Source organism: Ruegeria sp. AM2 (genome assembly GCF_056540685.1).
In genome coordinates, this window is sequence record NZ_JBQFXE010000006.1 from 156,271 (window position 1) to 182,810 (window position 26,540).

Consider the following 26,540-nt stretch of genomic DNA (forward strand, 5'->3'; position numbering starts at 1 on the left):
CCAAGCCCTAACTCTGGCTGTCGACCGGATTAACGACCAACCCGTCATGAATTTTCTGCAGCCCCTGCACCACGACCCGGTCACCTTCCTTCAGCCCGGAATTGACCTGAGTTCGGGTGGCAGTCTGAGTGCCTATTTCGATGTCCGTACGGTGAACCGTGTTTTTGTCATCAACGGAGAAGACGAAATAGCCCTGCTTGTCGAATTGCACCGCATTGCGTGGCACAGTCAAAACCTTGGGGTCATCCGAGCCGCTGAGAGCGACGACAACAAACTGACCGGGAATGAGAATGCCATCCGGATTGGCGAATGTGGCCCTTAGCTCGATTGTGTCAGTGTCCTGACTGACGCTGTCACCTACATAAATGACGTTGCCTTCGGTTCCGTAGATTTCACCATCGGCCAAAGTAATCTGTGTCGCCAGCTTAACGCCTTGGGCGGAAATAGACCCGTTTCGACGTTCGCGCAGCAAAACGGGCTCGCTAACAAAAAAGCTGACCAGAATGGGGTCAATGCTGGTGACCGTCGCCAGAACACCACCGTCAGAGTCGACGATGTTGCCCGCATCGACCGAGGACAATCCGATCCGACCGTCCAGGGGACTGGCGATTTCCGTGTTATCCAGATCTATCTGCGCGATCTTCAGAACGGCCTTAGCCTCATCGACCGAGGCCTGGCCTTCGTCAAAAGTCGCCTTAGCAGTGTCCAGAACGGATTGGGGAACGTCGCCCTTGTCAAACAGTGTCTGCTGCCGACCGAGCTCAGTCTTGGCGCTTTGCGCGCTGGCCTGGGCGCTTTTCAACGCGGCCTGAGCGCGTTCGACACTTGCCGCATATTTCCGTTTCTCGATGCGGAACAGCACGTCGCCTTTTTTGACATAGCCGCCTTCGGTAAAGTTGACCTCTTGCAGAACACCTTCCACGCGGGCCTCAAGGGCGACGCTTTGATCGGCGACCACGCGGCCAACAAGCTCTTCCCGCTTTTGCACCTCTTGCATTGTTGCCGGAGCGACAACCACACTGGGTTTATTTGACTCATCAGACTGCGCGGCCACGGTTCCCGCCAAACCAATGGCGAACAGAGTGCAGAGAAACCGGGGCGCTGTCTTCATTCTGTGTTCGCTTATCCGCAATTGCCTGGGTGCAAGAGCACTATTCATGGCTCTTATTGGCATCGCAACGTAAAATTTGGTTTGGCTTGTCGGCCGGAGTGGACGCAGTCGTTCGAGGCGCAACGCTTAGGGAAATCCGCCCATCCGCCCTGTATGCACGCCACGTCAGGACCAGCTGTCGATAAATATGACCACGTTACCCAACGATGGAATCTCATCACCTTGGATCACATCATAGCTGTACGAGCTCGTTCCGCCATTGATCTCCGACGCCGAGATTTCGATGATCAGCACATGAGATTTGCCATCGGCATCACCGGGCAAGGCCGCGTTTGGCGGACCAATTCCGATTTTGAGACGATCAAATGGGGACAGCCGGTTTTGCGTTCCACGCTCTTGCCACAGAGGTACCAAGATGAGAGAGATCAGAGTCTGTGGACTGAGGTTATGTTTGGCGGTGGTCGCCCGGAAATTCCGGGCAGGGCAGTGCCATGGGCGCGACAGATTCTGGAAACAAATTGAAGGTGCCGGGCAGTTGCAGACATTGGGCGTACAGCCTCTTTCAATGGCACCGTGAATTCCTGAGACCACCCAACCAACATAAATCAACGGTAAAACGACTGCGACACCAATACGCCTGCTGGCCTGCCACGTTCGGCGATCAGCGCAGGCTCTCATTCATGTCTCGAAATCGACCATTTTGCGCCGCGGGCGGCCGGTCTACACCAGACAAAGTTTGCTGCTGAGAACGATGTTAAAGCATTGAATCTATTTTTCTAAATTCTAGGTGATTAGTGTCCCGGACCCCATGAGCCATCCAAACGCGCTATGACCCACCAATCGTCAGAAAGCGGTCACGATTTGGACACTATTTTCCGCTTTATCTGGCATTGTTGAATTTCATATCCGCTATTGGGAGCGTTGGGGACTATGGTGACAGGCAATAACTCGGTCGCGATCGTGATGCCCTGTCTGAATGAGGCTGCGACGATTTCGTCCTGTGTTACAAGGGCTCAAACAGCCTTGCGGATATTGGCCGACCGGTATCAATGCGCCGGCGAGGTCATCGTTGCCGATAACGGCAGCACGGATGGTAGCCAGGCCCTTGCCGAAAAGGCCGGAGCCCGTGTGGTGAACGTGTCCGAACGCGGCTACGGGGCTGCATTGATCGGCGGATTCGCAGCCAGTGATGCTACATTTCTGGTAATGGGGGACAGCGATTGTTCCTACGATTTCGTCGAGGCGGTTCCGATGGTCGAACGCCTGATGGAGGGCGCCGACCTGTGTATGGGAAACAGGTTCCGCGGTGAGATCAAGTCGGGTGCGATGCCTTGGAAAAATCGGTACATCGGCAATCCCGCCTTGTCCGGCATCCTCCGTATCCTGTTTCGCACCGGCATCGGTGATGCCCATTGCGGCATTCGCGCCATCAGACGAGAGGCGTTGGATGGGCTCAATCTGTCCTCGACCGGGATGGAATTCGCGTCCGAAATGTTGCTGAAATCCGTATTGCGGAAACTGAATATCGTTGAAGTGCCGGTGACCCTTTCACCGGATGGACGCGGCCGGGCACCGCATCTGAATCCGTGGCGGGATGGGCTGAGGCATCTGACCTACATGTTCCTGCTCAGCCCGACATGGTTGTTTCTTGTGCCCGCGCTGTTGCTCTTCGTAGCCGGTTTTGCCATTACCGCATTGCTGCAGGTTGGTGGGGATCAGGAATTGGTCTGGATCGGCGGGATCAGAATTGGCGATCACTGGGCTGTCGCAGCCAGTGCGGCCATGGTTCTGGCATCCCAAACCGTTGTACTCTGGCTTGCCGCGTTGATGTGCAGCTATCGCGACGGGCTGCGGACGCCGACCGAGCGCGCCCGTCACTTGCTAGGCTATTCACGCCTGCAGTATTGGATACTTGCTGGTCTGCTTCTGACGGTAGGAGGCCTAAGCTGGGCCGCCTGGGTTACCACGGGCTGGATCGCATCGGATTTTGCTGCATTGAACGAAATGCGTACATTGATTGCCGCTTTCACCATGGTCGTGATTGGGGTCCAGACGTTCTTCTCGGGCTTCCTGCTCTCCATGATCGCAGGCAACCGGTCACGCCACGCGGCGGTCTTGCCCAAACTCGAAGGCAAGCCCGTTGATGCGGATCTGCCGGCGCTGAACCAACCGGTGTGATCAGTCCCGCGTCAGCGGCTGTTTGTTAGCGGTTGGCTGTTGTCATTCATCGCTGAATCAGGGCTCAACATCGGTTGATCGAACCCAAGAGTGACGTGATCGCCCCTGAGGTTCAGGAGATTGGGTGAATGGCCCTGAGTGGTAGGTTCGGGTTCAGACTGTTGGGGCTGCCCGGCTATAACTCGATCACTCTTTGCTCTTTCGCCGACATCTGCGCCGCCAAGCCCATCCGAACGGCCCATACGCCATCACTTAGCGAAACATCCGGCGTGTCGCGATGTCCGCGCAGCAGGTCCAGAAAGCCTTGATGCTGAAAATAGGTCGAGCCGTTGTGATCTCCGGCCGCCAGCAATTGAGGATCAACCGGAATATCGCGGGTGACCGGCCCCTTGGGATCACGCGGGCTGATTGCCAGTTGCGGGACCGGTGCGGCACCCAGATGCGCGGGCCAAAAGCGTCCTGGTCCGGGGATCATTGCCTCGATCTTGGCCTTGGGGCCGATGGCGCTGATCTCTTCCTGATACCGCGAGCCTTCGGCGAACATGCATAATTCCAGCATCGCACGCGCGCCGGACGCGAATTCTGCGATGACATAGCCATTGTCCAAAATGTCCGGCGTCTCGCCATCATATGTCTCATCCAGATGATTGACCGACTGACTGCCGATTGCAGTCATGCGCACGGGGTCGGACTTTAGGATAAGCCGCATCAGGTCAAAGAAATGGCAGCATTTCTCGACGAAGGTGCCGCCGGTTTGGCTGTTGAAGCGGTTCCAGTTGCCGACTTTCTCCAAGAATGGAAAACGGTGTTCGCGAATGGAAAGCATCTTGATGCCGCCGGTCGTTTCTTGCGCCTCTGCGATAAGGGCGGCGATAGGCGGCATATAGCGGTATTCCATCGCGACCCAGATCGGATGCGGATAGGTCTTTTCCAGTTCAACAAGCCGCTCGGCGTCGGCCGGATCGGTAAACAGCGGTTTCTCGACCAGCAAGGGCAGGGGCCTGGTTGCTGCGATTTCCATCACCTGTTCAACGTGCAGATGGTTGGGGCTGGCGATCACGATGCAATCCAGATCTTCCACCGCCAGAAGGGCCTGAATGCTGGGCACAACCTCGGCCTCCGGCGCAATCTCGGCGGCCTTTTTAGCCATCCCCGGGTCGGGCTCAACGATGGCGGCAACGCGCGTGCCATCCAGCAGTGCGATGTTGTGCAGGTGCTCTTGCCCCATCATACCGCATCCGATCAGCCCGTAGTTGATGGTCCGGGTCATGCGTTCTTCCTTTTACTTCAGACGTTGGACATAGGTCGCCCGATCCGGGTCGAACCAGGTTTTTGAAAACTCAACCGGTTCTGGTCCTTCCGACCAGCTGAACCGTTCGATATAGCCAGCCGTTTCCCCGGCGGGTTTTGTGAACCCATCGGGCGTCCAAGCAGGCAGGGCGCGAACCGAAACGCGATCCTCGGCGCGTGTGATCCAGAACCCCAACTGCTGCTGGTAGTAGCGATATAGCGAGTCGGACAGCAGCGCCTGATGTATCTTTCCAGCCGATTCGTCCAACCAGATTTCCTCGACCGCGATGATTGTGTCATTCAAATAGCGCATCCGACGGACACGCGAGCCTTGGGTCGATGTTCCAAAATCGGGCAGGTCGTCAGGCTTGCCAAGCTGGTCAACAGACAGGATATCCGCGCGCGGCAGCCCGCCACCTTCGGGCAGTTCCAACCGAAACATCGCGTAGACGCTGTTCTGCGTGCCGGTTTCGCGGATGTAGTTGCCCGAACCCTGAATACGCTCAAGCATGCCTTTTTTCTCAAGCTCTGCGAGCGATTTTCGCAGTGTCCCAACCGAGACATTGAGGTTGGCAGCCATGTCCCGTTCGGGTGGCAGCCTCTCACCATCAATCAACCGCCCGGCGGCAATGTCGCGGATCAGAAGTTCCGCGATCTGAACATAGATCGGAAGGGCGTTTGGGTTGCGGTGGGTCGTCGTCATCCGGAGGCGCTTCACTGAATCGCGGAAAAAATTGATACACTATTGATCTACATCAAAGCGATTGCTACGCAAGAGGAAAGTCAAAAGATGCACGGAGAACGAATCAAATGACCATCGTCCCCATCACATCCCCCGATCTGGATGCGGCCGAGGTTTCGTGGTTCGCGGCGCTGTGCTCGGACGACTATCAGTTTCTGGGCGTGCCAGATGGCGACCTGCGGTCGAGCTGGGATCACTGTTCCGGGATCGTGAAAGAGGCCGAAGCGCAGGGGTTCCGCAACATCCTCTGCCCCTCTTCCTATCAGGTCGGTCAAGACACGCTGAGTTTTGTCGCTGGCTGCGCGCCGATCACCGACAAGATTAACCTGCTGGCCGCAGTGCGCTGCGGTGAGATGCAGCCGATCATGCTGGCCCGCACCATCGCGACGCTCGATCACATGTTGAAGGGGCGGCTGACAGTGAACATCATCTCCTCCGACTTCCCCGGAGAGAAAGACGACAGCGCGTTCCGCTATCAACGCTCGCGCGAGGTGGTGGAGATTCTGAAGCAAGCGTGGACGCAGGACGAAATCAACCACGCGGGCGAGGTTTATAACTTCTCGGGTCTAACCACTGATCCAGCCAAGCCTTATCAGACCGGCGGACCGTTGCTGTATTTCGGAGGCTATTCTCCGTCAGCGCTGGACCTGTGTGGCGAGCATTGCGACGTCTACCTGATGTGGCCGGAGACTAAGGATCAACTGGCCGAGCGGATGAAAGCCGTTCATGCGGTGGCCGAAAATTACAACCGCACGCTGGATTACGGCCTTCGTGTGCACATGATCGTTCGCGATACTGAAGCCGAGGCGCAGGAATACGCAGATTACATCGTCTCGAAACTTGACGACGAATATGGCCGTGCAATTCGCGAGCGGGCGCTGGACTCGACCTCTTTGGGCGTCGCGCACCAAGCCAAAAACCGCGATCTGGCGGATGAGTATGGATACGTGGAACCGGGCCTCTGGACGGGCGTAGGTCGCGCGCGGTCGGGATGCGGGGCGGCATTGGTCGGTTCGACCGATCAAGTCATGACCAAGATCGAGGAATATCAAAAGATGGGCATCCGCGCCTTCATCTTCTCGGGCTACCCTCACATGGATGAGGCCAAGCATTTTGGTACCCGCGTCATGCCAAACCTGAAAACCTGCTCGCTGCCCGAAGAATACGGTCGCGTGCCTGCAGATACCCCGGCAACGCCGCTGGGCAACGGAGTTCGTCGTTAATGCAACGTGTGAAACTATCTGACACGCTGGAGCTCAGCCGCCTTGTCTACGGCATGTGGCGGATCGGGGATGACGACGACACATCGGTCGGGCATGTCGAAGCCAAGATTCAGGCCTGTCTGGATCAGGGCATCACAAGTTTCGATCAGGCTGACATCTACGGTGACTACGGCGCCGAAGCGATCATGGGCGCGGCCCTTCGCGCTAATCCAGCTTTGCGGCATCAGATGGAGATCGTGACTAAATGCGACATCGTCGCACCGATCGGGCGGTATGCCGAGGCGCGCGGTAAATACTACGATACGTCACGCGCGCACATTCTGAAATCCGTCGATACGTCCCTGTCTGAAATGGCGATCAACCACATCGACCTTTTGCTGATCCATCGCCCGGATCCGTTCATGGACCACAATGAGACCGGGTCTGCCTTGGATGAGGTCGTTGCAAGCGGCAAAGTGCGCGCGGTTGGCGTGTCGAACTTCCGGCCCTGGGATTGGGAGTTGCTGCAATCTGCAATGAAAACCCCTCTGGTCACCAACCAGATCGAGGTTTCTCTGAGCGAGATCGGCCCCTTCAGCAATGGCGATCTGGCCTTTCACCAACGGCATGGCCACCGCGTGATGGCTTGGTCGCCACTGGGCGGTGGCTCGGTGATGGCGACGGACTCGAAAATTGGGGCCATTGCGGATGAAATCGCCGCGGATTGCGGTGTCGACCGCGCCGCCGTGGCCATCGCGTTTTTGCTGGCCCACCCGGCAGGCATCCTGCCGGTGATTGGTACAAACAATCTGGGGCGCATCCGCAGCATTTCCGACGCCCTGAACGTCAAGCTGGATCGAGAAACCTGGTTCCGCCTATATACGGCGGCGCTGGGACATGAGGTGCCATGATGAACGCAATCTCTCGTGATTTAACCCGCACTTTCATTCCGCACAAAGATGACACGCGCACCTTACGCGACGCCTTTGGCCGCTTTGCAACCGGTGTAACCATTGTCACTTGTGACAGCGACGATGGCCCGATCTGCATCACCGCCAACAGTTTTTCGTCACTGTCGCTGGACCCAGCCCTTGTGATGTGGGCCGGAGATCGCAACTCGCGCCGTTTCCCATATTTTCACAAAGCGCGGCACTTCAGCGTTCATGTCTTGTCATCTGACCAGGCCGAACTCTGTTTTGGCTGTTCCCAGAATGCCCATGCTCTGCAGGAGATCGCGCATGAGCGGTGTGAGAACGGCACGCCGCTGCTGCCGGATTGTCTGGCGCGGTTTGAATGCGAACAACATGCGTATCACGACGCAGGAGATCACGTTATCGTGGTCGGAAAAGTCTTGAAGGTCAGCATGGCGGACGGAGACGCGCTGACCTTCTATGCCGGGAAACTCGGCCAATTCGCGCAGCACTAAGCGCGATTTGACGACCGCGGGGCCAAACCTGCGGCTGAGCAAGGGAGGATCCGCATGAGCGGACTGGCAACGGTGCTTGCGCCGATTGCATTCGTGAACGAAACCGTGCTGCGTTTTGGCCGCGCGGTTGGCGTCGTTGCGATTGCATTGATGGTAATCGCAATCCTGATTCAGGTGTTCTTCCGATATGTTCTCGGTAATGCCCTTCCTTGGCCGGATGAGGCTGCGCGGTTTTGCATGCTCTGGATGACGGGCTTGATGGCACCGACGGCGTTCCGTCGCGGTGGGTTCGTGGCCATCGACATGGTCCCCATGATGCTGCCGAAGGCGCTGGGCCAATTGTTGATGCTGTTTCTACTGTTCGTTTCGTTGGCCGTCCTGCTTGTCGCGGTGAACATCGGCTGGTCCGAGGTCACCGGATTTGGCGGCAAGTTCGCAACAGCGGCTTTGTATATTCCGACCTCCTTTGGTTTTGATGAATGGTACCGCGTTCCGCGTAGCTGGATGATGGCCTCGCTGCTGGTTGGGGTCGTTTTGCTGATCTCTGTCAATGTTGAACTAATCCTGCGCTCTATCGTCAAACTACTTGGCGGCGGTGATCTTCTACCGGAAATCGCAGATGCACCGGTGGGGGCTGAATAGATGCTGATTTGGTTCCTGCCCACATTCCTTGTGTTCCTGATGATCGGCCTGCCGGTCTTTTTCGCGCTGCTGGCCGCGCCCGGTATTTTGCTGTGGCTGAACGGGCAAACGAACGACATCACACTGCTGTACCGGAACGTCTACAACGGCATGGACAGCTTTCCGCTGATGGCAATCCCCTTCTTCATGCTGGCCGGAGAGTTGATGAATCGCGGCGGCATCACAATCCGTCTGGTCGAGTTCTCTCAGGCGCTGATGGGCCATTTCCGCGGCGGTCTGGCCCATGTGAACGTGTTGAGCTCCATCCTGTTTGCCGGGCTCTCGGGGTCAGCGGTTGCCGACACGTCGGCGCTGGGTTCTATGCTGATCCCGGCGATGGAAAAACAGGGCTATACCCGCAAATTCGCCGCAGCGATCACGGCGGCCAGCTCGGTGATCGGGCCGATCATTCCGCCATCGGGCATTATGATCATTTACGCCTATGTGATGGGCGAAAGCGTGGCCGCGCTGTTCCTTGCAGGTATCGTTCCGGGTGTCATGGTCGGCGTCGGCCTGATGCTGATGATCAAGTTCATGGCCGACAAATACGACTTCCCCGTCGCCAGTCGAAAGTACACATGGGGCGAGCGTCGTCAGGCCAGCCTGAAAGCGTTCTTTCCGCTGCTGACACCCGTCATCATTTTGGGCGGTATTCTGGGCGGCATCTTCACCCCGACCGAAGCCGCCGCCGTCGCAGTGGGCTATGCCTTCATCATCGGCTTTTTCGTTCTGCGCACGCTGACGATCAAAGAAGTGCCCGAGATTCTCAGCAACGCCGGTCTGACCTCGGCCGTGGTTCTTTTGCTGGTGGGCGCGGCGATGGCGTTCAAGACGGTGGTCAGCCTCAGCCACGCGCCAGAACAACTGGCATCGCTGATCCTCAGCCTGTCGGAAAACCCGCTGATCCTGCTGTTCCTGATCAACCTGCTGCTGTTCGTCGTTGGCATGTTCCTGGACGCAGGCCCCGCGATCATCATTCTTGGCCCGATCCTTGGCCCGATCTTCACCAGCCTCGGCGTGGACCCGATCCACTTTGCCATTATCATGAGCGTCAATCTGACTGTCGGTCTGGCAACGCCGCCGATGGGGCTGGTCCTTTTCGTGGCCGCCGCAGTTTCGCGCGAAAAGGTCGAAACCATTGCCAAGGCGATCCTGCCGTTCCTGGCTGTCGAAATCATAGTGATCTTCCTGATCACCTATGTCCCCGCACTATCCATGACGATCCCGAGGATAACGGGATTTGCAAACTGAACTGAGTATCACAGGGAGGAAACGAATGCTCAGAAGATTTATGAAAACCGCTGCGGTGGCCACCTCGTTGGTGGCCGCGTCCGCTCTGGCTGCAACGGCTGCTGATTACACTTTGCGCGCCACAGCGAACTCGAACGAAAACGACGAGGACTATGACGGTCTGATCGTCTTCAAAAACTATGTCGAGGCCGCCTCGAACGGCGCCATCGAGGTCGAGCTGTTCATCGGCACGCAGCTGTGTTCGAACGGGGCCGAGTGTCTGCAAGGCGTGGCCGACGGCACCATCGACATCTATATCTCTACCTCCGGTGGCGCGTCGGGCATCTTCCCTTATGTGCAGGTTCTGGACCTGCCTTATCTGATGGCGGATGACCGTATTGCCGAGCATGTCCTGTCGGGCGACTTCACCCGCAAGGTCCGTGACATGGCGCTGGAAGATTCCGGCGGCGCAATCCGTCTGATGACCATCGGCAACACCGGCGGCTGGCGCAACTTTGCCAACACGCAGCGCCGGATTGCCGAGCCTGCCGATATGGAAGGTCTGAAAATCCGCACCGTGGTTGCCGACCTGCCGCAGGAACTGGTTAAGGCGCTTGGAGCCTCTCCGACCCCGATCCCGTGGCCCGAGCTGTTCACAAGCTTCCAGACCGGCGTGGTTGAGGGCTCAAAGAACGGCATCACCGACATCATGGGCATGAAATTCCCGGATGCGGGTCTGCAATATGTCACTCTGGACGGCCACGCCTATATGGGGGCGCTGTGGTGGATGAACAACGCCAAGTTCCAGGAGATGCCCGAGGACATGCGCCGCGTGGTTGTCGACGGGTTCTATGCGCTGCAGCAGGCGACCTTTGCCTCGCCCAAGCGCAAGTCGATCCAGGCCTACGAAGATTTCGTCGCCGGTGGCGGTGATCTCTATGTGCCTACTCCAGAACAGAAAGCCGCGTTCAAGGAGGCCGCGACCCCTGTCTATGAGTGGTTCCAGACCAATGTGGGCCGTGGGGACGAGGTGTTCACCGCGCTGACCGAGGCCGTCGCTGCGGCCGAGGCAGACGTGAATACGTCGCGCGATGCAGACCTGAACTAAGCGAACGGGGTCGGGCCTTGGGGCCCGGCCCTTAGCGAAACGGGTACATCCACCCTTTGTAGTCATTGACCAGAACATGCGCCCTTTCGATCTGCTCCGGCGACATTTTCTTGACCACTTCTTCCAGGCTGATCGCCGCGTCGGGGTCGCCGCCGATGGCGCTGAGCGTGTACCACATATAGGCCCGTACCAGATCGGGCGCGGGCATGCCCAAGCCCAGCTCATAATACCAGCCGACGCCGGATTGCGCGCCCGGATGCCCTTTCATCGAGGCGCGCAGATACCAGTCAAACGCGCGTTCATAATCCTGCTCGACGCCCAGCCCAAGGCCGTACATCACACCGATCAACTCCTCGGCTTCGGCATTGCCGGACCGCGCCGCGGGCAACAGTTCTTCGCGCGCCGCTTCGAACTCTCCGGCCTCCATCATGTCGCGCGCCTGTTCCAGTTCGGCCAGCGCCGGTGTGGCAAGGCAACAAAGGGCAAATACAAGCTGGCGCATTGGGTTTTCTTCCTTTTCGTCGGAGCGGCGACGGCACAGGAGTTGCCGCGTCCGCTGACCGATGATGACTTCATTCCCTTTGATATGGAACAGGCCGCCGTCGGTCATCAACTGTTTTACGACCCGATCCTGTCGGGCAATCAGAACATCTCCTGCGCCCATTGCCACCACCCCGATTTCGGCACCTCTGACGGGTTGTCACTTGGCATCGGCGAGGGTGGGCAAGGGCTTGGGCCGGAGCGAACGCCGGGGGTTGGTGCCAACAAGATCCGCAAACGCATCCCCCGCAATTCGCCCGGGCTTTGGAATCTGGGCGCGCGGGACATCCACACGGTTTTTCACGACGGGCGGCTGAGTATTTCGGACGTCTATGGCAACGGTTTCAACTCACCCGCGCAGGAATGGTTGCCCGAGGGTCTGAATTCCTTGCTGGCCGCGCAGGCGCTGTTCCCGCTGACGTCGCAGTTCGAAATGGCAGGAAATGTCGGCGAAAATCAGGTGACCGGAGCGGTTGCTGACCGGATTGATCTGGGTTGGCCGATCCTTGCCAAACGCGTGCGCACCGATCCGCGCTACGGCCCGGCCATGGTCGCCGCCTTTGATGAGGTTGAAACAACCGAAGACATCACGATCACGCAAATCGTCAACGCTTTGGCGGCATTCATGGCCATCGAGTGGCGCAGCACGGATAGTCCTTTTGATCTGTATTTGGCGGGTGATGCAGAAGCGCTGTCTCCAATCCAGAAAGCCGGTTTGGACCTGTTCTATGGCAAGGCGCAGTGTTCGACCTGTCACTCTGGACCGCTCATGTCGGATCAGAAGTTCCACGCATTGTCTCTGCCACCCTTCGGTCCCGGACGCACGCGTCAGTGGGACCCCTATGTCCGGGACGTCGGACGGATGGGCGAGAGCGACCAGCTCGAGGATGCCTATCGCTTCCGCACACCGATGCTGCGCAATGTCGCGCTGACTGCGCCTTACGGCCATAACGGAGCTTTTCCCGACCTCGAAAGCATGATCCGCCATCATTTGAACCCGACAGAAAGCCTGCATGCGTGGGCACCGGCTATGGCCAACCTGCCAGAAGTTCCCTGGTTGGAGAAAGTCGATTTCATCGTTTGGCAAGACAAGCCTGAGATCCAACGTCTGCAGCAAAGAGTTGACATTGCCCCGCAGACGCTGACGGATACCGAAATCGACAGCCTGGTCGCGTTTTTGAACTCACTGACCGGGGTTGGAGTCGATACCCCACCGTTTGGTGTGCCCGATCAGTTTTCGCCGTAGCTTCGATCTCGTCACCATAACAAGGCGCGTGTTTTTCGCAGCGATCGTTTTTTAAACGGCCCTAAGCAACAATTCTCACAATATGCTTTGTCAAAAATGCATCATTGGACTTCCGGCAGAATTTCCATAAAGCTCTGGCCTAACTTCCTGGTCGTAACAGACCCGCTCTCCAGAAACAGCCGAGACGACAGATGAAATATCACAACAAGACGTATGACCAGTTGAATATTGGCGATTCCGCCGAGTTGACGCGGCTTTGCACCGAGGATGATTTCTATGTCTTTGCCTCGAATTCCGGCAACCACAACCCAATGCACCTGTCTACTGAGGATGGCGACGGCGACGGGATCAATGAAGCCATTGCGCCAGCGCTTTTCGTCGGCGCGCTGATTTCAGCGGTTTTGGGCAATATCCTTCCGGGGGCGGGCACTCTTTATCGGTCGCAAAACTTCGATTTTCGCGACCGCGCCCACGCCGGCGACGAGCTATTGGCACGTGTTACGGTCTCGGAAAAGCGCGAGAACCGTGAGGTCGTGATGGAGACGAGCGTCACCCGGCCAAGCGACGGTGCAGTCATCGTGTCCGGCCATGCTGTCGTAATTGCGCCTGCAAAGGAACTGACTCTCGACAATATAGATGTTCCGGACCTGGTCGTTCAGCGCCATCGCCATTTCGATGCTTTGCTTGACCGGTCCCGACCCTTGGCACCGATGCCGACAGCCGTTGTGGCCCCTGAAGAGCCCAATTCACTGGGCGGTGCCTTGCTGGCCGGGCGGGAAACGATCATTCGACCTATTCTGATCGGCGATCCCGACAAGATCGCCAAGGCAGCGCAGGAAACCGGTTTGGAGCTGGGCGATACCGAGATCATTCCGGCGTCCAGCCATTTCGATGCGGCCAATCTGGCCGTTGATCTGGTGGCTGATGGTAAGGCGCAGGCATTGATGAAAGGCCACCTGCACACGGATGACCTACTGCGCGCGGCGCTGCGGAGCGACCGCGGATTGCGGGCAGGTCGGCGCTTTACCCACATCTTCGTCATGGATGTGCCGGGACAGCCGCACCCTCTGCTTGTGACGGACGCAGCCATCAACATCGAACCGGACCTGGAAACCAAGATCGACATCACCCAGAATGCGATTGATCTGGCCGTCTCGATCGGAATCGGGGCACCCAAAGCGGGCATTCTTTCGGCAGTGGAAACGGTAAACCCGGCGATCCGGTCTTCGATCGACGGGGCGTTGCTGTCGAAAATGGCAGAGCGTGGCCAGATCAAAGGCGGGCTGGTTGACGGCCCGCTGGCGATGGACAACGCGGTCTCGCTCGCTGCGGCGCAGACAAAGGGAATTGTCTCCGAAGTTGCGGGCCGCGCTGAGATTTTGGTCGTACCCAATATCGACGCCGGAAACATGCTGGCCAAACAGTTGACGTATATCGCAAACGCCAAGGCAGCGGGCGTCGTGTTGGGGGCCAAGGCGCCGATCATTTTGAACAGCCGGTCAGACGACGATAAATCCCGACTGGCGTCTTGCGCGGTGGCCGCTCTGCACGCGGCGCGTCTGTCCGGAATAATGCAATGACGCATATCATAACGCTGAATGCGGGCTCCTCGACACTAAAATTCGGTCTGTTCACCGTGGGTGGTGACGAACCGGAACTGGTGGTTTCAGGGACGGTGGACCGGCTCGGCAGTCCAAGTGCGCGCGTCTTTGCGCGCATGACCGACGGCAGCATTCTGGTGGATCGGATGACCGAAACACCCTTGGATCACGCGGGTGCCCTGGATCTGGTTCTCGGTTCGGTCGAAGTGAGATTCCCCTCGGCCAAGATCGTTGGGGTTGGGCACCGGATCGTGCATGGCGGGCCGGATTATGACAAGCCGGTTGTCGTGACGCCGGAAAGTCTGGCCAAGCTCGAAGAGTTGATCCCGTTCGCACCCTTGCATCAGCCGTACAACCTGGATGGCGTGCGCGCCGCACGGGCGGCCTTTCCGGACGCCAAGCAGGTTGCTTGTTTCGACACCGCATTTCACCGCAATCACCCGTGGGTCAACGATACTTTTGCTTTGCCGACCGAGTATTACGACATGGGCGTTCGGCGCTATGGGTTCCACGGGCTGAGCTATGACTATATCTCGGGCCACATGGCCCAGACCGCGCCGCTTTTGCACAATGGACGAGTGGTTGTCGCGCATCTGGGCAACGGTGCATCCATGTGCGCCATGATCGGGGGGCGATCCGTCGGTTCGACGATGGGGTTTTCTGCTCTGGATGGGTTGCCGATGGGTACGCGCTGCGGACAGCTTGATCCGGGCGTTTTGCTGTTCCTGATGGATCAAAAGGGCATGGGCGCTGACGAGATTTCCAACCTCTTGTATCGACGTTCGGGATTGTTGGGGCTTTCCGGCTTTTCCAACGACATGCGGACGCTTGAGGCGTCGGACACCGCTGGCGCGCGCAATGCCATTAACTATTTCACATTCCGGGTGCGCAGGGAATTGGGCGCCATGGTCGCTGTTTTGGGCGGATTGGATGCCGTCGTCTTTACCGGAGGTATCGGTGAAAACTCGACCTTTATCCGCGACAGAATTTGCTCGGACATGGGGTGGTTCGGCGTGGAACTGGATCACGATGCCAATGCGGATAATCGGCGCGTCATTTCAACTGACCTGTCCCGGGTCAAGCTGATGGTGATCCCCACGAACGAAGAATTGGTCATCGCCCGGGCCGCTGCCGAATTGGTCGCCTAAATCGCCTTGTTTCGAAGGGCGTGAACCCAGAAATTTCGAAAAAAGTGGCGTGCTACGGGAATCCCCCAATATCGCAGGTCGCGGCGATTCGTTAGGGTTTCTTTAACACCGGGCCATTTGGTCTGTACCACTTTCAGTTTCCCCCGAAGAGGGGCTGGCTTCTTACCCCCTCGGCCGGCCCCTCATAACTTTTCAGCCTATAGACCACTGCTTCGATCTTGATGAATGCGCCGCACAAGCGACGGAATCTCTGAGCTGTCGGCGTAAGCAAAACTGTGCGGGATTTCTGCGACCGGAGACTTCCGGTAACCCTCGGAGAACAGCAAGAACGGCACGTCCGCACGTTCCGCAGTTTCCGCGTCAACTTCGCTGTCGCCAACGAATATACAAGGCCCGACCTGCGGCAAAGCGTCGAAACAGGCGTGCAGGTGCACAGGGTTTGGCTTTCGCGACTTCAGTCTGTCGCCTCCGATAACCGTTTTAAAGTACTCGGATAAATTCAGAGCAGACAAAACATGTTCGGCCGGTGCCTCAGGTTTGTTTGTGCAAACGCCCAGCGCACAACCCATCTCGGTCAATTCCACCAATGCCTCAATTACACCCGGATACACTGTAGTGTTCACACATGTGGCAGCGTTGTAATGGGCGAGCGCCGCCTGTGTGAGGCGCGGATGATGGTGCGGCGGCAACCCGCAATGGAGGATCACACGTTCCACCAATTTTGGTAGACCATTTCCCACGAACCCCCGGATCGTGTCATCAGGCAAAGGGGGCAGTCCTTCGTCAGAAAGCATTGTGTTCACCGCGCCGGAAAGGTCCGCAAGGCTGTCGACCAGAGTTCCATCCAAGTCAAAAACAACTACTGCTGTCATACGCTTATCCGCCTTCATTGCCTGTTGCGACAGCCCTAGTCTCCGCGTCTCTCAGGTGCAACCGTCCGCTTGGTCGGAGAAGCGGATTTTGAGGGCTTGACATATCTTAGTATTTTAATCAGGTTAAGGCTCGAATACAGTAAGCCAACCCAGTCACGGGTCAGCCAGTTCACAGCAATACAATTGGATGAGGCCATTGTTCCTCATGTTCTGGAGGTGTCCCGATGAATGCGCAGACCCCAAACCCCACCCAAGGCTACGCCGTTTCGATCCTGCCTGCCCATAAGGCCGAGGAGCTGACGAAGGGCGGAAACCTGGCCCATATTGAGCTTGGCGACCAGCTCTATACGCTCCGCATCACGCGGGCAGGTAAATTGATCCTCACGAAATGACCACTCAGGCTTTGCGCGGCGGGGCGGCAGTCGGAAGGCTGGCGGACCTGAACCCGATTGAGCTGACGGCGGTCATGTATTTTCGCCAATGGAGCGAGAGCGCTGGGCAACACGCAGAGCGTTCAACCGGGTTGGAACGTCAAATCGGGACCGACTTTGATTGCGTCGCGATGCAAGCGCTTGATCGGCTTTGCACGCTCTGCGCGCTTCATGGACGGCGGCAATTGGTTTGGCACGGATCGGGGTGCGCTTGTCTGGGTGCGGACGAAAACTGTCTTGCACAGATGATCGGAGCGGCATCCGAAGGCGAGCGTGAAGACGCAATGATGATGGCTTATTTGATCGTTCGTCCCGACTTCGCGCCTGCGCTTGCCGCGTTGTCGGAACAAGCGGGAATGGCCTTGCGGAAAATGAAAAAATCGATCCCCGTGCCGACGACAGGGCATCACACCCCGAACTTGATGCTTCACTAGTCGGTAAAAAGCCAAAACCCCGGCGATTTTGCCGGGGTTTTGGTGATTCAGCAACATCCGCAGCCAGGATCATGGTGGGTGTGGTCGCCATCTTGTGCGGGCGCATAGTCACCAACCTCGGCCAACACACTCCGTAACGCCCAGAGGATCATTTCCACGTCTTCGGCCTCGATGGTGAGGGGCGGGCGGATCTTCAGGATGTTGTCCTTGGGTCCTTCACTGCCGATCAGGATACGATGGTCACGCATCCGGTTCTTGACGTATTTGCAGATTTCAGTGCCCTCAGATCCGTCCGAATTGACCAATTCGACACCCAGGAACAACCCCATGCCGCGCACGTCGCCGACAAAGGCAAAATCGCTTTCGATTTTCGTTAGACCGTCCATAAGACGCGCGCCCATTTCGCGTGCGTTTTCCTGCAGCCCTTCGTCATCGACGATGTCCAACACCTCCTTGCCGATCCGACACGACAGCGTAGACCCGCCAAAGGTTGAGAAGAATTCAATACCGTTGTCAAAGCTCTCGGCGATCTCTTTCGTTGTAACCAGGACGCCCAGCGGGTGACCGTTGCCAATCGGCTTGCCCATCACCACAATGTCCGGCATCGCGCCCTGGTGTTCAAAGCCAAAGTAATGCGCGCCCAGGCGGCCCAGACCGGTCTGCACTTCGTCTGCGATGCAAACACCGCCAGCAGCCCGGATTTTGTCATAGACCGCAGGCAGGTAACCCTGAGGTGGGATGATCTGCCCACCGACCGAGGGGAAGGTCTCGGCAATGAAGCCCGCGACCCCATGGCCTTTGTCTTGCAATGAAGCAATCGCCGGATCCACAAAATCCGCGAATTTTGTGGCGCGGTCGGGATCGTCTCGTTTAAACGAGCCGCGATAGTCATCGGCAACCTCGACCAGTTCCACCCAATCTGCCTGGCCGACTCCGCCGGGTTTGTTGAACTTGTAGGCCGAGATTGCCACAGCCGCGTTTGTGTTGCCGTGATAGCCGTGATCCGGCGTCACGATCCCCTTTGCGCCGGTATGGGCACGGGATAGGCGCAAGGCCAGTTCATTCGCCTCGGTGCCCGAATTCACGAAGAAACAGACCTGCAGATGATCCGGCAGTTTGGACAGGATCTTGTCGGCAAAGGCTGTCTGTGCCGGGTGCAGATAGCGGGTGTTGGAATTCATCCGCTTCAATTGATCCGCTGCTACAGCCTGAATGCGCGGATGCGCGTGCCCCACGTGAGGCACGTTGTTATACGCGTCCAAATAAGGGCGTCCCCATTCGTCGAACAGGTGGTGTTTCCATCCGCGCACCAGCATGACCGGGTCGTCATAGGTCAGGCTCAGATTGCCGCCGAAATGATCGCGTCGCCCTTTCAAAACCACCTGTTTGTCTGTGGGGTGATAGCAGACCTTTTCGTCCGGCAGATTCAGCAGAGCCGCCGGGTTCGGGCAGACTGCGTTCCAAAGTTCCATTTCATCCGGATCCCCCACACCGGGCCAGTCATTCTGCATCCCATCCGTGGTCAAGGCGAGTTGGAAATGGACATGCGGGGCCCAGCCACCATTTTGCGTGGCATCCCCAAGACGCGCGAACGCCGCCCCCTGCGCAACGGGATCGCCAGGTTTCAGGCGGTCGCAGATTTCGGGGTCAAGGTGGCCATATAGCGTATAGAATGCATCACCCTCGGGCGTTTCATGATGCAGGATCACCACGCCACCGTAGTCCAGATGCGCAGCGCGGTTCTCGACCGCCTCGACCCGTCCGCTCATTGGCGCGTGCAACACGGTGCCGGCGGGCGCAAAGACATCCACCGCCAGATGCACGGTTCGCCGGTCCGAGGCCTTCCACGGCCCTTTGCGAAATACCGGCTCAGCATAGATCAGGCGCGGCTCGTTGTAGTACCCGAGCCAGAGCCCCGCGCCATATTCCTCGCCAACACGCGCTGCTTCCTCCAGCGGCATATGAAACGGGTTCTGCGGCCAGGTGCAGTTTTCAACGGATAGCGACCCCATCGGGGCATCTTTCAGGTCCTGCGCGAACATCTCTGCGAAGTGCCCCCGGTGATCGGCTAAATAAGCATGGATACGCTCGGCCCCATTTGTGACCGGCAGACCGCAGGCAACACGCAGCCGGGCCGGCATCAGCCCGCCATTGGCCGCCTCATTCTCAAGAAAACGCCACGCCGGGGCCTGACTAATCGTAACGTATGGGTCATCCGGTTTGTCGGCGGCCGACAGAGTCGAATTCACGACCGAAACCGCCAACCGCATACGCAGCAAAGGCCAGATCAGATCAACTTCATCCGCGCTCAGACGGTTGGCTCCGTGATAACCCTGGACCAGAGCGGTCAGCGCATGTTCCGGTTTTGGGTGATCGAGAACAACATATGCCGCCGCAATCGCGAGATCGCAAACCCGAGGGGCCGCGCACATATCGCCTAGGTCAATCAAACCTGAAACTGTCTGTGGGCCACCCAACTCGCCCTCAACCAGAATGTTATAGTCGTTGGCGTCGTTGTGGATTGCCTGCTTCGGCAGCGCCGACAACTGAGGCTTGACGCGATCAAACTCCGAAACAATGTCCGACAACAGGGCGCGCCGGTCCGGACCCTCGATTACGGTCAGCTTTTCGCGTATCCAGTCGGCTTGCATCAGGTCCCACTTGAATGCATCGCGACGCAGATGCGGGTGTTCGAACTGCTCCAACGCTTTGTCTGCGGCACCCAGAACGCGACCCAGCTTGCGGATCAGCGCATTGGATTTCCGAGCAGACCGCGCATAGCACTCACCTGACAAGGCTTCGAGCAACCAAACCAGTCGCGGCTGCCCCGCCTCGTCCGGCACCTGCCCCAGATGTTGACCGCTGAGGTCGGGGATAACGTTGGGAAAGGGAAGGCCCGGCGCCCGGTCTGAAAGGTGATCCAAGGCACTTATCTGGAGGTCCACAAGCGCGCGGTCACAGCCAGCGCGCATCACTTTCAGAACGTAATCCTGTCCATTCGCAGCTTCGACCAGAAAGTTCAGATCATACTCACCATCCAAACGGGTCAGTTTTGCTTCCAGCCCCCAATGTTGCTTCAGGGCGTCTTTCCAGAATGCAGTCAATTCGCTCATACGATGTTTCGCCTGATCAATCCGGGGATCCTCTTCATCTGGCCTAAAATATCCTCGGGGGTGAATTGGCCCAGCGGGCCAAGAGGGGGCAGACAGCCCCCTGACCTCAGCCCAACGCGCGCAGGCGCTTGATCAGTGACGATGTATCCCACCGACCGCCGCCCAGCTTTTGCACGTCCTTGTAGAATTGATCCACCAAAGCCGTCACCGGCAATGATGCTCCTGTTTCGTTGGCCGTATCCAGACAAATCCCCAGGTCCTTGCGCATCCAGTCCACGGCGAACCCATGGTCGAAATCGTCGTCCAGCATGGTCTCGTACCGATTCACCATTTGCCAGCTGCCGGCAGCGCCCTGGCTGATCACCTCAACCACGGCGCGTCCATCCAACCCAGCTTTTTCAGCAAAATGCAATGCCTCACTCAGCCCCTGTACGACACCAGCAATCGCGATCTGATTGCACATTTTGGTCATCTGGCCCGCTCCACTGTCGCCGATCCGACGGCAGATTTTCGAGTATGTCTGCATGATCGGCTCAGCAGCGTCGTAAGCCGATTGCTCGCCGCCGCACATGATCGACAATGCCCCGTTTTCTGCCCCCGCCTGGCCGCCGGAAATCGGGGCGTCGACAAAGTTCAATCCCTGACCTTTGGCCGCTTGGAACAGTTCACGTGTCACCTTTGCTGATACGGTTGTATGATCGACAAAAATTGCGCCTTGGGACATGCCATGAAACGCTCCTTCGTTGCCGGTGCAGACCATGCGCAGATCGTCATCGTTGCCGACGCAGGCCATCACGAATTCCGCATCTCGCACCGCGTCTTTCGGAGACCCAGCCATGGCGCCTCCGTGTTGGGCCACCCAGGCCTCGGCCTTGGCTGTGGTGCGATTGTATACGGTGACATGATGACCTGCGGCCTGCAGGTGACCGGCCATAGGATAGCCCATAACACCTAGACCAAGGAATGCGACGTTAGCCATATTGTGATCCTCTCCGCTTTCCGGCCGACCGCAGGAATGAGCGGGTCACCGGTGTGTTTTGCAGAGACAAAGCAAAGCGCGGCTCAAAGGGCAAGCCCGACCTACGATTTGCTGCCAAGATCCTGTAGGATCGGGCAATCGGGACGGTCATCCCCCGCACAGGCATCCACCAGATGGCTCAGCGTGTCACGCATGGCCTTAAGATCGTCGATCTTAGCGTCGATTTGATCTAGGTGATCCCGTGCAACGCGCTTTACGTCCGCGCTGGCACGTGTCTCGTCTTCGTAGAGCGCAAGCAGCGTCCGGCAATCCTCAATCGTAAATCCCAAGGTGCGGGCGCGTCCGAGAAAATTCAGTTTGTGAACGTCCTGTTCGCGAAACCGTCGGTACCCATTGTTGTCGCGCATTGGATTGATCAGCGCGATCTCTTCGTAATACCGGATTGTCTTCGCTGGCAGCCCGGTCTGAGAGGCAACGTCGCCAATATTCATGCGTGAGCCTCCTGAATACTATGGGTAGCGGCAGGTTCAGTGGTCGACGTCTGAACCCGGCGCAGGCGCAGGGCATTGGTGACGACGAAAACACTGGACAGCGCCATGGCCCCGGCGGCAAGGGCCGGGGACAGCAAATGCCCTCCAAATGGATAAAGCACACCGGCTGCGACCGGGATCAAGACGGTGTTATAGCCAAAAGCCCAACCCAGATTTTGCCGGATGTTTCGCATCGTCCTGCGGCTGATTTCTATGGCGTTCACAACGCCGCGCAAGTCACCGGACATCAAAACGACATCGGCGGTTTCGATGGCGACGTCCGTTCCGGTGCCGATGGCGATGCCAATGTCAGCGGTTGCCAGTGCAGGCGCATCGTTAATGCCGTCACCAACAAAGGCCACCGCGCCAAACTTTTGTTGCAACGCTGTGATTGCGGCCACTTTCCCGTCCGGCAGCACTTCGGCGGTGACGTGATCAATGTCCAACTTCGAGGCCAAAGCCTGTGCCGTTGCGGCATTGTCACCGGTGATCATCGCCAGTTTCAGGCCCATCTGGTGCAGATGCGCCAGCGCCTCTTTCGACCCCGGTTTGATCGGGTCCGTGACTGCCAAAACCGCCGCCGCAACACTGTTGATCGCGACATAAACAGGCGTTGCCCCATTGGTAGCATGCACTTCGGCATCTGACTTCAAACCAGACAGATCGACGCCTCGTTGCGTCATCAATCGGTCCGATCCCACGAGAATCTCCCGCCCATCGACCGTGCCCTGCAAGCCAAGACCGGTCAGAGATTCAAACTGGTCCACAGGCGGCAATTCCGACGGCCCGGCTCGGGTTATTGCGGTGCCGATCGGATGCTCCGAGCGCGCCTCGACCGCCGCGGCAAGCCGTAGAACTGCGTCTCGGTCAAACCCATTGGCCAGAACGACATCGACCAATTCTGGTCGACCCAGGGTCAGCGTCCCTGTTTTGTCCAACGCAATCACGCTGGCCTTTTGCAGCTGCTGCAGGGCGTCGCCTTTGCGAAACAAAACACCAAGTTCCGCCGCGCGCCCGGTTCCGACCATGATCGAGGTTGGTGTGGCCAACCCCATCGCACAAGGACAGGCGATGATCAGGACGGACACTCCGGCAACCAAGGCCAAAGGCAGCGCGGGTGCCGGGCCAAAGACCAGCCAAATCAGAACTGTGAGCAGGGCAACGCCGATAACAGCCGGGACAAAGTAATAGGTGATCCGGTCGACCAGACCCTGAATGGGCAGTTTCGCCCCCTGGGCCTGTTCCACCATGCTGATGACCTGCGCCAGCACGGTGTCTGCACCGACCCGCGTTGCGCGTATGCGAAGCGCTCCGGTGCCGTTGACCGTTCCACCGACGACCGGGTCGCCGGCGGTTTTGCCCACCGGAACGGGCTCACCCGTGATCATGCTTTCGTCAATGTATGAGGCGCCGTCCAGCACGTCTCCGTCCACCGGCACGCGTTCGCCCGGTCGGATGTGCAGGATGTCGTCGACGTTGATGTCTGCGATCGGGCGGTCAACAAGGGCACCGTCGCGTTCCACCCGCGCCGTTTTGGGCTGCAACCCGATCAGCTTTCGGATGGCCGCGCCGGTCCGGCCCTTGGCGCGGGCTTCCAGCAATCGTCCCAAAAGGATGAGGACGACAATCACGGCGGCGGCCTCGAAATAGACATTCGCTGTGCCTTGCGGCAGCATCTGTGGTGCAAACGTCGCGACGACCGAATAGAAATAGGCAGCGCCTGTTCCCAATGCGACAAGCGCGTTCATATCCGGCGTGCCTTTGATCAGGGATGGCACGCCTTTTGTGTAAAATCCGCGCCCGGGACCCAATAGCAGCGCCGAGGTCAGCGCAAATTGCAGCAGATGACTGGTTTGCCCCCCAATTGTCGCTTGTACCCAATGGTGAAAGGCGGGGATCATGTGGCCGCCCATCTCAAGAATGAAAACCGGAGCCGCCAGCGCCGCCGCAAGCAGAGTCGCCTGGCGCAACGTAGTGATTTCAGTTGTCCGGGCCTCGCGATCTGACGCCGTGGCAGCCGGGCTTTCCGGTTGGGTCGGATAGCCCGTCTTAGTCAGAACGCCGGACAAAGTCTGAGGGTCGGTTGCACCTTCCAAGTAAGTGACGGTTGCCTTGCCGGTCGCCAGATTGACCTGAGCCCTCAAAACGCCAGCGGTGCCGGACAACGTCCGCTCTATCCGCGCAATACAGGACGCGCAGCTCATCCCTTCGATATTCAGAGCAGTGGTTTGCCGGGCCGCCGGGTATCCGGCCTTGTCCAATGCTTCTGAAACGCCCGGAAAAGCCCCGGAATAGTCCAGCTGCGCCGTTTCTGTCGCAAAGTTGACCGCAGCCGCATCAATGCCCGGCACAGCACGCAGCGCGGCCTCGACGCGACCAACGCATGAGGCACATCCCATGCCAGTAATTTTGATCTGAGCGTGATGTTGTTCCGCCATCCGAGTCGTCCTGGCACTTCAATCTGCACCCCAGATAAGGGTTCCAGTAACCGGAAGGTCAAGGGGCAGGGCATGGCTGCGACCATCTGCCGGTCTTGGCGCGTTCGAGCCTTGTATGGGTGCGGCATTAGCCAGTGCCGTTTTTGAGACGCTCCAACTCTTGTATCAGGCGCTCGTTTTCTGCCTGCAATTGCGCCAGTTGCTGGCCCAGCCTGTTCAGATGCGGCTTTAATTCCGCTTCGGTAAAACGCGGGGTGATGTGGCGGGGACAATTCCAGTCCAAAGCCTCGACATTCAAGATTGCCGCGCGTTCGGCGGGTGCCTCGGAGTTGGACGGGACAAGCCCTGCTGCGGCCTCGGATCCTTCGGTGAACGTCATCCGACCCAGAACTTTGAGGCGCCTTTGATTGGCATAATCCATCAGGATCAAGGCGACCCGATCATTTCCATCCAGATTGCCGCGCGAGATGTACTGTTTGTTGCCAGTCAAGTCCGCATAGGCGATGGTGTTCTGATCCAACACCTTCAGAAATCCGACCGGGCCGCCGCGATACTGGACGTAAGGCCAACCGGTCTCGGATATGGTGGCCTGATAGAAACCGTCTTGGGCATGGATGAACGCCTCTTCTACAGGGCCGATCAAATGGCCTTGCTTGGGACCATCCTCAATGAATTTCGCATAGCTAGCGGCAGATCCCATGCGATTTTGGTGGGCACGGACATTCGGCGTAAAGGCGATTTCGGAAAAGGCACGTGGCATGTCAGTCCTTTCGCGGTCTTGATCCGGATTACGGTCCGGGGTCGATTGGCCTTGTTTACCGATATCATATGAGTGGCTTCAGTCATTGCGAGAATGCTATCAAACGCAATTGTGAACCGGACCGATGCGTACGCCAACGAGGCGGATGTTACGCAGCGTTCCGGACAGTCAACACTTCCTGCGGATTGGCAGGCAAATGCAGCTTGGTTAGCTTCGGGCAAACAGATTTGGGAGGATTCTGGATGTCACTTTTTGCCAATACCGCAAGTTGGGTTACCGATGAACACCGTATGTTCGCGGATATGGCCGGTCGGTTCATGGACGACGCTCTGGTGCCTAATGTGGAAAGATGGGTTGATAACGGTGTTGTCGACCGGGACTTTTGGCAGCAGGCCGGACAGACGGGCCTTATGGCTGGAGCGATCCCAGAGGAATATGGCGGTGTTGGCGGTGGTATGGGGTTTGACTCGGTCACTCTGTACGAACAGTCCTCTCGCGGGGATGCCGGGTGGGGATATGGCATTCAGTCCATCGTAACCCATTACATCACCGCCTATGGCAGCGAGGACCAAAAGCAAAAATGGCTGCCCGGCCTGGCGTCCGGCGACATCGTCGGTGCCATTGCCATGACCGAGCCCGGCACGGGGTCCGACCTGCAGGCGGTGCGGACGACAGCGGACAAGGACGGTAATTCCTATCGCATCAACGGTTCCAAGATATTCATCACCAATGGTCAGACGGCGGATCTGATCATCGTGGTCGCCAAAACGGACAAAACCCTCGGGTCCAAGGGCGTTTCGCTGATCGCGGTCGAAACCGAAGGTGCCGAGGGGTTCCGCCGCGGGCGCAACCTCAAGAAACTTGGCATGAAGGCCAATGACACGGCCGAGCTGTATTTCGAGGACGTCAAGGTTCCGATGACCAATCTGATCGGCCCCGAGGAAGGTCAGGGGTTCTATCAGCTCATGAAACAATTGCCGTGGGAGCGTTTGACCATCGGCATCATGGCGCTGGGCGCAATAGATTTCGCCATCGCCGAGACGGTTAAGTACACCCAGGAGCGCAAGGCATTTGGCCAGCGTGTCATGGATTTCCAGAACACCCGGTTCAAGCTGGCCGAATGCAAAACCAAGGCCGAAGTGCTGCGGAGCTTCGTCAATGATTGCATCGGCAGGTTAGAAGCGGGCGAGTTGGATGCGACCACTGCGTCGATGGTGAAATACTGGGGTTCGGAAGTGCAGAATGAAATCATGCACGAATGTCTTCAGCTTTTCGGTGGCTACGGGTTCATGATGGAATATCCGATTGCCCGCCTCTATGCCGACGCGCGTGTTCAGATGATTTATGGCGGTACGAATGAGGTCATGAAGGAACTCATCGCGCGGTCCCTCGACGTATAGAAGAGCTCCCGCCCGTCGTCGACATTCCTGACGGAACGTCTCCTCCCGTTGGGCCAGGCAGGCGCGGGCGTCGCCCGCGC

The 26,540-nt window shown here is 58.1% G+C and carries 23 protein-coding genes and 1 pseudogene; 13 read left to right on the forward strand and 11 right to left on the reverse strand.

Annotation, left to right across the window (positions count from 1 at the left end):
• Positions 1-7: 7 nt before the first annotated feature.
• Both ACR0CR_RS13420 and ACR0CR_RS13425 read right to left on the reverse strand, forming a co-directional pair.
• Positions 8-1,111, reverse strand: coding sequence for an efflux RND transporter periplasmic adaptor subunit (locus tag ACR0CR_RS13420; protein ID WP_480599834.1), 1,104 nt, complete (start codon positions 1,109-1,111; stop codon positions 8-10).
• Positions 1,112-1,276: 165 nt separating this feature from the next.
• Entirely contained in the window at positions 1,277-1,525 is a 249-nt protein-coding gene (locus ACR0CR_RS13425; RefSeq protein WP_480599836.1) for a hypothetical protein, read from the reverse strand.
• Positions 1,526-2,041: 516 nt separating this feature from the next.
• On the opposite strand from ACR0CR_RS13425, the gene ACR0CR_RS13430 reads away from it, so the two are divergent.
• Positions 2,042-3,289: a glycosyltransferase family 2 protein gene (locus tag ACR0CR_RS13430; RefSeq protein WP_480599838.1), complete on the forward strand. Its 1,248-nt coding sequence runs from the start codon at positions 2,042-2,044 to the stop codon at positions 3,287-3,289.
• A gap of 175 nt (positions 3,290-3,464) precedes the next feature.
• Here the strand turns inward: ACR0CR_RS13430 and ACR0CR_RS13435 are convergent, their stop codons facing one another.
• Together ACR0CR_RS13435 and ACR0CR_RS13440 are read right to left on the reverse strand one after the other, a co-directional pair.
• On the reverse strand, positions 3,465-4,559 hold the full coding sequence (locus tag ACR0CR_RS13435; RefSeq protein ID WP_480599840.1) for a Gfo/Idh/MocA family protein: 1,095 nt from the start codon (positions 4,557-4,559) through the stop codon (positions 3,465-3,467).
• 12 nt (positions 4,560-4,571) lie between these two features.
• Complete coding sequence (locus ACR0CR_RS13440; RefSeq protein WP_480599842.1) at positions 4,572-5,282, reverse strand: GntR family transcriptional regulator; 711 nt, start codon at positions 5,280-5,282, stop codon at positions 4,572-4,574.
• 107 nt (positions 5,283-5,389) lie between these two features.
• Here ACR0CR_RS13440 and ACR0CR_RS13445 point away from each other — a divergent pair, with 107 nt between their 5' ends.
• The 6 genes from ACR0CR_RS13445 to ACR0CR_RS13470 are packed head-to-tail and all read left to right on the forward strand — an operon-like array spanning position 5,390 to position 10,968.
• Positions 5,390-6,544, forward strand: a complete 1,155-nt coding sequence (locus ACR0CR_RS13445) for an LLM class flavin-dependent oxidoreductase (RefSeq protein WP_480599844.1) — start codon at positions 5,390-5,392, stop codon at positions 6,542-6,544.
• The gene (locus ACR0CR_RS13450) at positions 6,544-7,434 is read left to right on the forward strand and encodes an aldo/keto reductase (RefSeq protein WP_480599846.1); all 891 of its coding nucleotides are present in this window, start codon (positions 6,544-6,546) and stop codon (positions 7,432-7,434) included. The genes ACR0CR_RS13445 and ACR0CR_RS13450 overlap by 1 nt, the downstream gene beginning before the upstream one ends.
• Entirely contained in the window at positions 7,434-7,949 is a 516-nt protein-coding gene (locus tag ACR0CR_RS13455) for a flavin reductase family protein (RefSeq protein WP_480599877.1), read from the forward strand. Before ACR0CR_RS13450 ends, ACR0CR_RS13455 begins: the two co-directional genes overlap by 1 nt.
• Positions 7,950-8,003: 54 nt before the next feature.
• A complete protein-coding gene (locus tag ACR0CR_RS13460) occupies positions 8,004-8,591 on the forward strand; it encodes a TRAP transporter small permease (RefSeq protein ID WP_480599847.1) in 588 nt (195 codons plus the stop codon).
• Entirely contained in the window at positions 8,592-9,881 is a 1,290-nt protein-coding gene (locus ACR0CR_RS13465) for a TRAP transporter large permease (protein WP_480599849.1), read from the forward strand.
• A gap of 25 nt (positions 9,882-9,906) precedes the next feature.
• Entirely contained in the window at positions 9,907-10,968 is a 1,062-nt protein-coding gene (locus ACR0CR_RS13470; RefSeq protein ID WP_480599851.1) for a TRAP transporter substrate-binding protein, read from the forward strand.
• 31 nt (positions 10,969-10,999) lie between these two features.
• Here ACR0CR_RS13470 and ACR0CR_RS13475 read toward each other — a convergent pair whose 3' ends face one another.
• Positions 11,000-11,470 (reverse strand): tetratricopeptide repeat protein, encoded by a 471-nt coding sequence (locus tag ACR0CR_RS13475; RefSeq protein ID WP_480599853.1) that lies wholly within the window; start codon positions 11,468-11,470, stop codon positions 11,000-11,002.
• A gap of 42 nt (positions 11,471-11,512) precedes the next feature.
• Here ACR0CR_RS13475 and ACR0CR_RS13480 point away from each other — a divergent pair, with 42 nt between their 5' ends.
• The 3 genes from ACR0CR_RS13480 (at position 11,513) to ACR0CR_RS13490 (ending at position 15,503) form a co-directional block, all read left to right on the forward strand.
• Positions 11,513-12,754, forward strand: coding sequence for a cytochrome-c peroxidase (locus tag ACR0CR_RS13480; protein WP_480599855.1), 1,242 nt, complete (start codon positions 11,513-11,515; stop codon positions 12,752-12,754).
• A 191-nt stretch (positions 12,755-12,945) separates the two neighbouring features.
• Entirely contained in the window at positions 12,946-14,334 is a 1,389-nt protein-coding gene (locus ACR0CR_RS13485) for a bifunctional enoyl-CoA hydratase/phosphate acetyltransferase (RefSeq protein WP_480599857.1), read from the forward strand.
• Complete coding sequence (locus ACR0CR_RS13490; RefSeq protein ID WP_480599858.1) at positions 14,331-15,503, forward strand: acetate/propionate family kinase; 1,173 nt, start codon at positions 14,331-14,333, stop codon at positions 15,501-15,503. The genes ACR0CR_RS13485 and ACR0CR_RS13490 overlap by 4 nt, the downstream gene beginning before the upstream one ends.
• A 197-nt stretch (positions 15,504-15,700) precedes the next feature.
• On the opposite strand, the gene gph is transcribed toward ACR0CR_RS13490, so the two are convergent.
• A complete protein-coding gene (gene gph / locus ACR0CR_RS13495; RefSeq protein ID WP_480599860.1) occupies positions 15,701-16,375 on the reverse strand; it encodes a phosphoglycolate phosphatase in 675 nt (224 codons plus the stop codon).
• Between the two features lie 224 nt (positions 16,376-16,599).
• On the opposite strand from gph, the gene hemP reads away from it, so the two are divergent.
• Together hemP and ACR0CR_RS13505 are read left to right on the forward strand one after the other, a co-directional pair.
• Positions 16,600-16,767 (forward strand): hemin uptake protein HemP, encoded by a 168-nt coding sequence (gene hemP / locus ACR0CR_RS13500; protein ID WP_480599861.1) that lies wholly within the window; start codon positions 16,600-16,602, stop codon positions 16,765-16,767.
• Positions 16,764-17,240: a hypothetical protein gene (locus ACR0CR_RS13505; RefSeq protein ID WP_480599862.1), complete on the forward strand. Its 477-nt coding sequence runs from the start codon at positions 16,764-16,766 to the stop codon at positions 17,238-17,240. The genes hemP and ACR0CR_RS13505 overlap by 4 nt, the downstream gene beginning before the upstream one ends.
• 47 nt (positions 17,241-17,287) lie before the next feature.
• On the opposite strand, the gene ACR0CR_RS13510 is transcribed toward ACR0CR_RS13505, so the two are convergent.
• The 5 genes and pseudogenes from ACR0CR_RS13510 to ACR0CR_RS13530 all read right to left on the reverse strand — a co-directional run bounded on the left by ACR0CR_RS13510 (position 17,288) and on the right by ACR0CR_RS13530 (position 25,060).
• The gene (locus ACR0CR_RS13510) at positions 17,288-20,353 is read right to left on the reverse strand and encodes an aminotransferase class III-fold pyridoxal phosphate-dependent enzyme (RefSeq protein WP_480599864.1); all 3,066 of its coding nucleotides are present in this window, start codon (positions 20,351-20,353) and stop codon (positions 17,288-17,290) included.
• A 106-nt stretch (positions 20,354-20,459) separates the two neighbouring features.
• A pseudogene (locus ACR0CR_RS13515) lies at positions 20,460-21,335 on the reverse strand (NAD(P)-dependent oxidoreductase); the annotation flags it as partial.
• A 98-nt stretch (positions 21,336-21,433) separates the two neighbouring features.
• Positions 21,434-21,823 (reverse strand): Cu(I)-responsive transcriptional regulator, encoded by a 390-nt coding sequence (gene cueR / locus ACR0CR_RS13520; RefSeq protein ID WP_480599865.1) that lies wholly within the window; start codon positions 21,821-21,823, stop codon positions 21,434-21,436.
• The gene (locus ACR0CR_RS13525) at positions 21,820-24,300 is read right to left on the reverse strand and encodes a heavy metal translocating P-type ATPase (RefSeq protein ID WP_480599866.1); all 2,481 of its coding nucleotides are present in this window, start codon (positions 24,298-24,300) and stop codon (positions 21,820-21,822) included. Before ACR0CR_RS13525 ends, cueR begins: the two co-directional genes overlap by 4 nt.
• A gap of 127 nt (positions 24,301-24,427) precedes the next feature.
• Positions 24,428-25,060: a pyridoxamine 5'-phosphate oxidase family protein gene (locus tag ACR0CR_RS13530; RefSeq protein WP_480599868.1), complete on the reverse strand. Its 633-nt coding sequence runs from the start codon at positions 25,058-25,060 to the stop codon at positions 24,428-24,430.
• A gap of 242 nt (positions 25,061-25,302) precedes the next feature.
• Here ACR0CR_RS13530 and ACR0CR_RS13535 point away from each other — a divergent pair, with 242 nt between their 5' ends.
• On the forward strand, positions 25,303-26,460 hold the full coding sequence (locus tag ACR0CR_RS13535; protein ID WP_480599869.1) for an acyl-CoA dehydrogenase family protein: 1,158 nt from the start codon (positions 25,303-25,305) through the stop codon (positions 26,458-26,460).
• Positions 26,461-26,540: the final 80 nt, after the last annotated feature.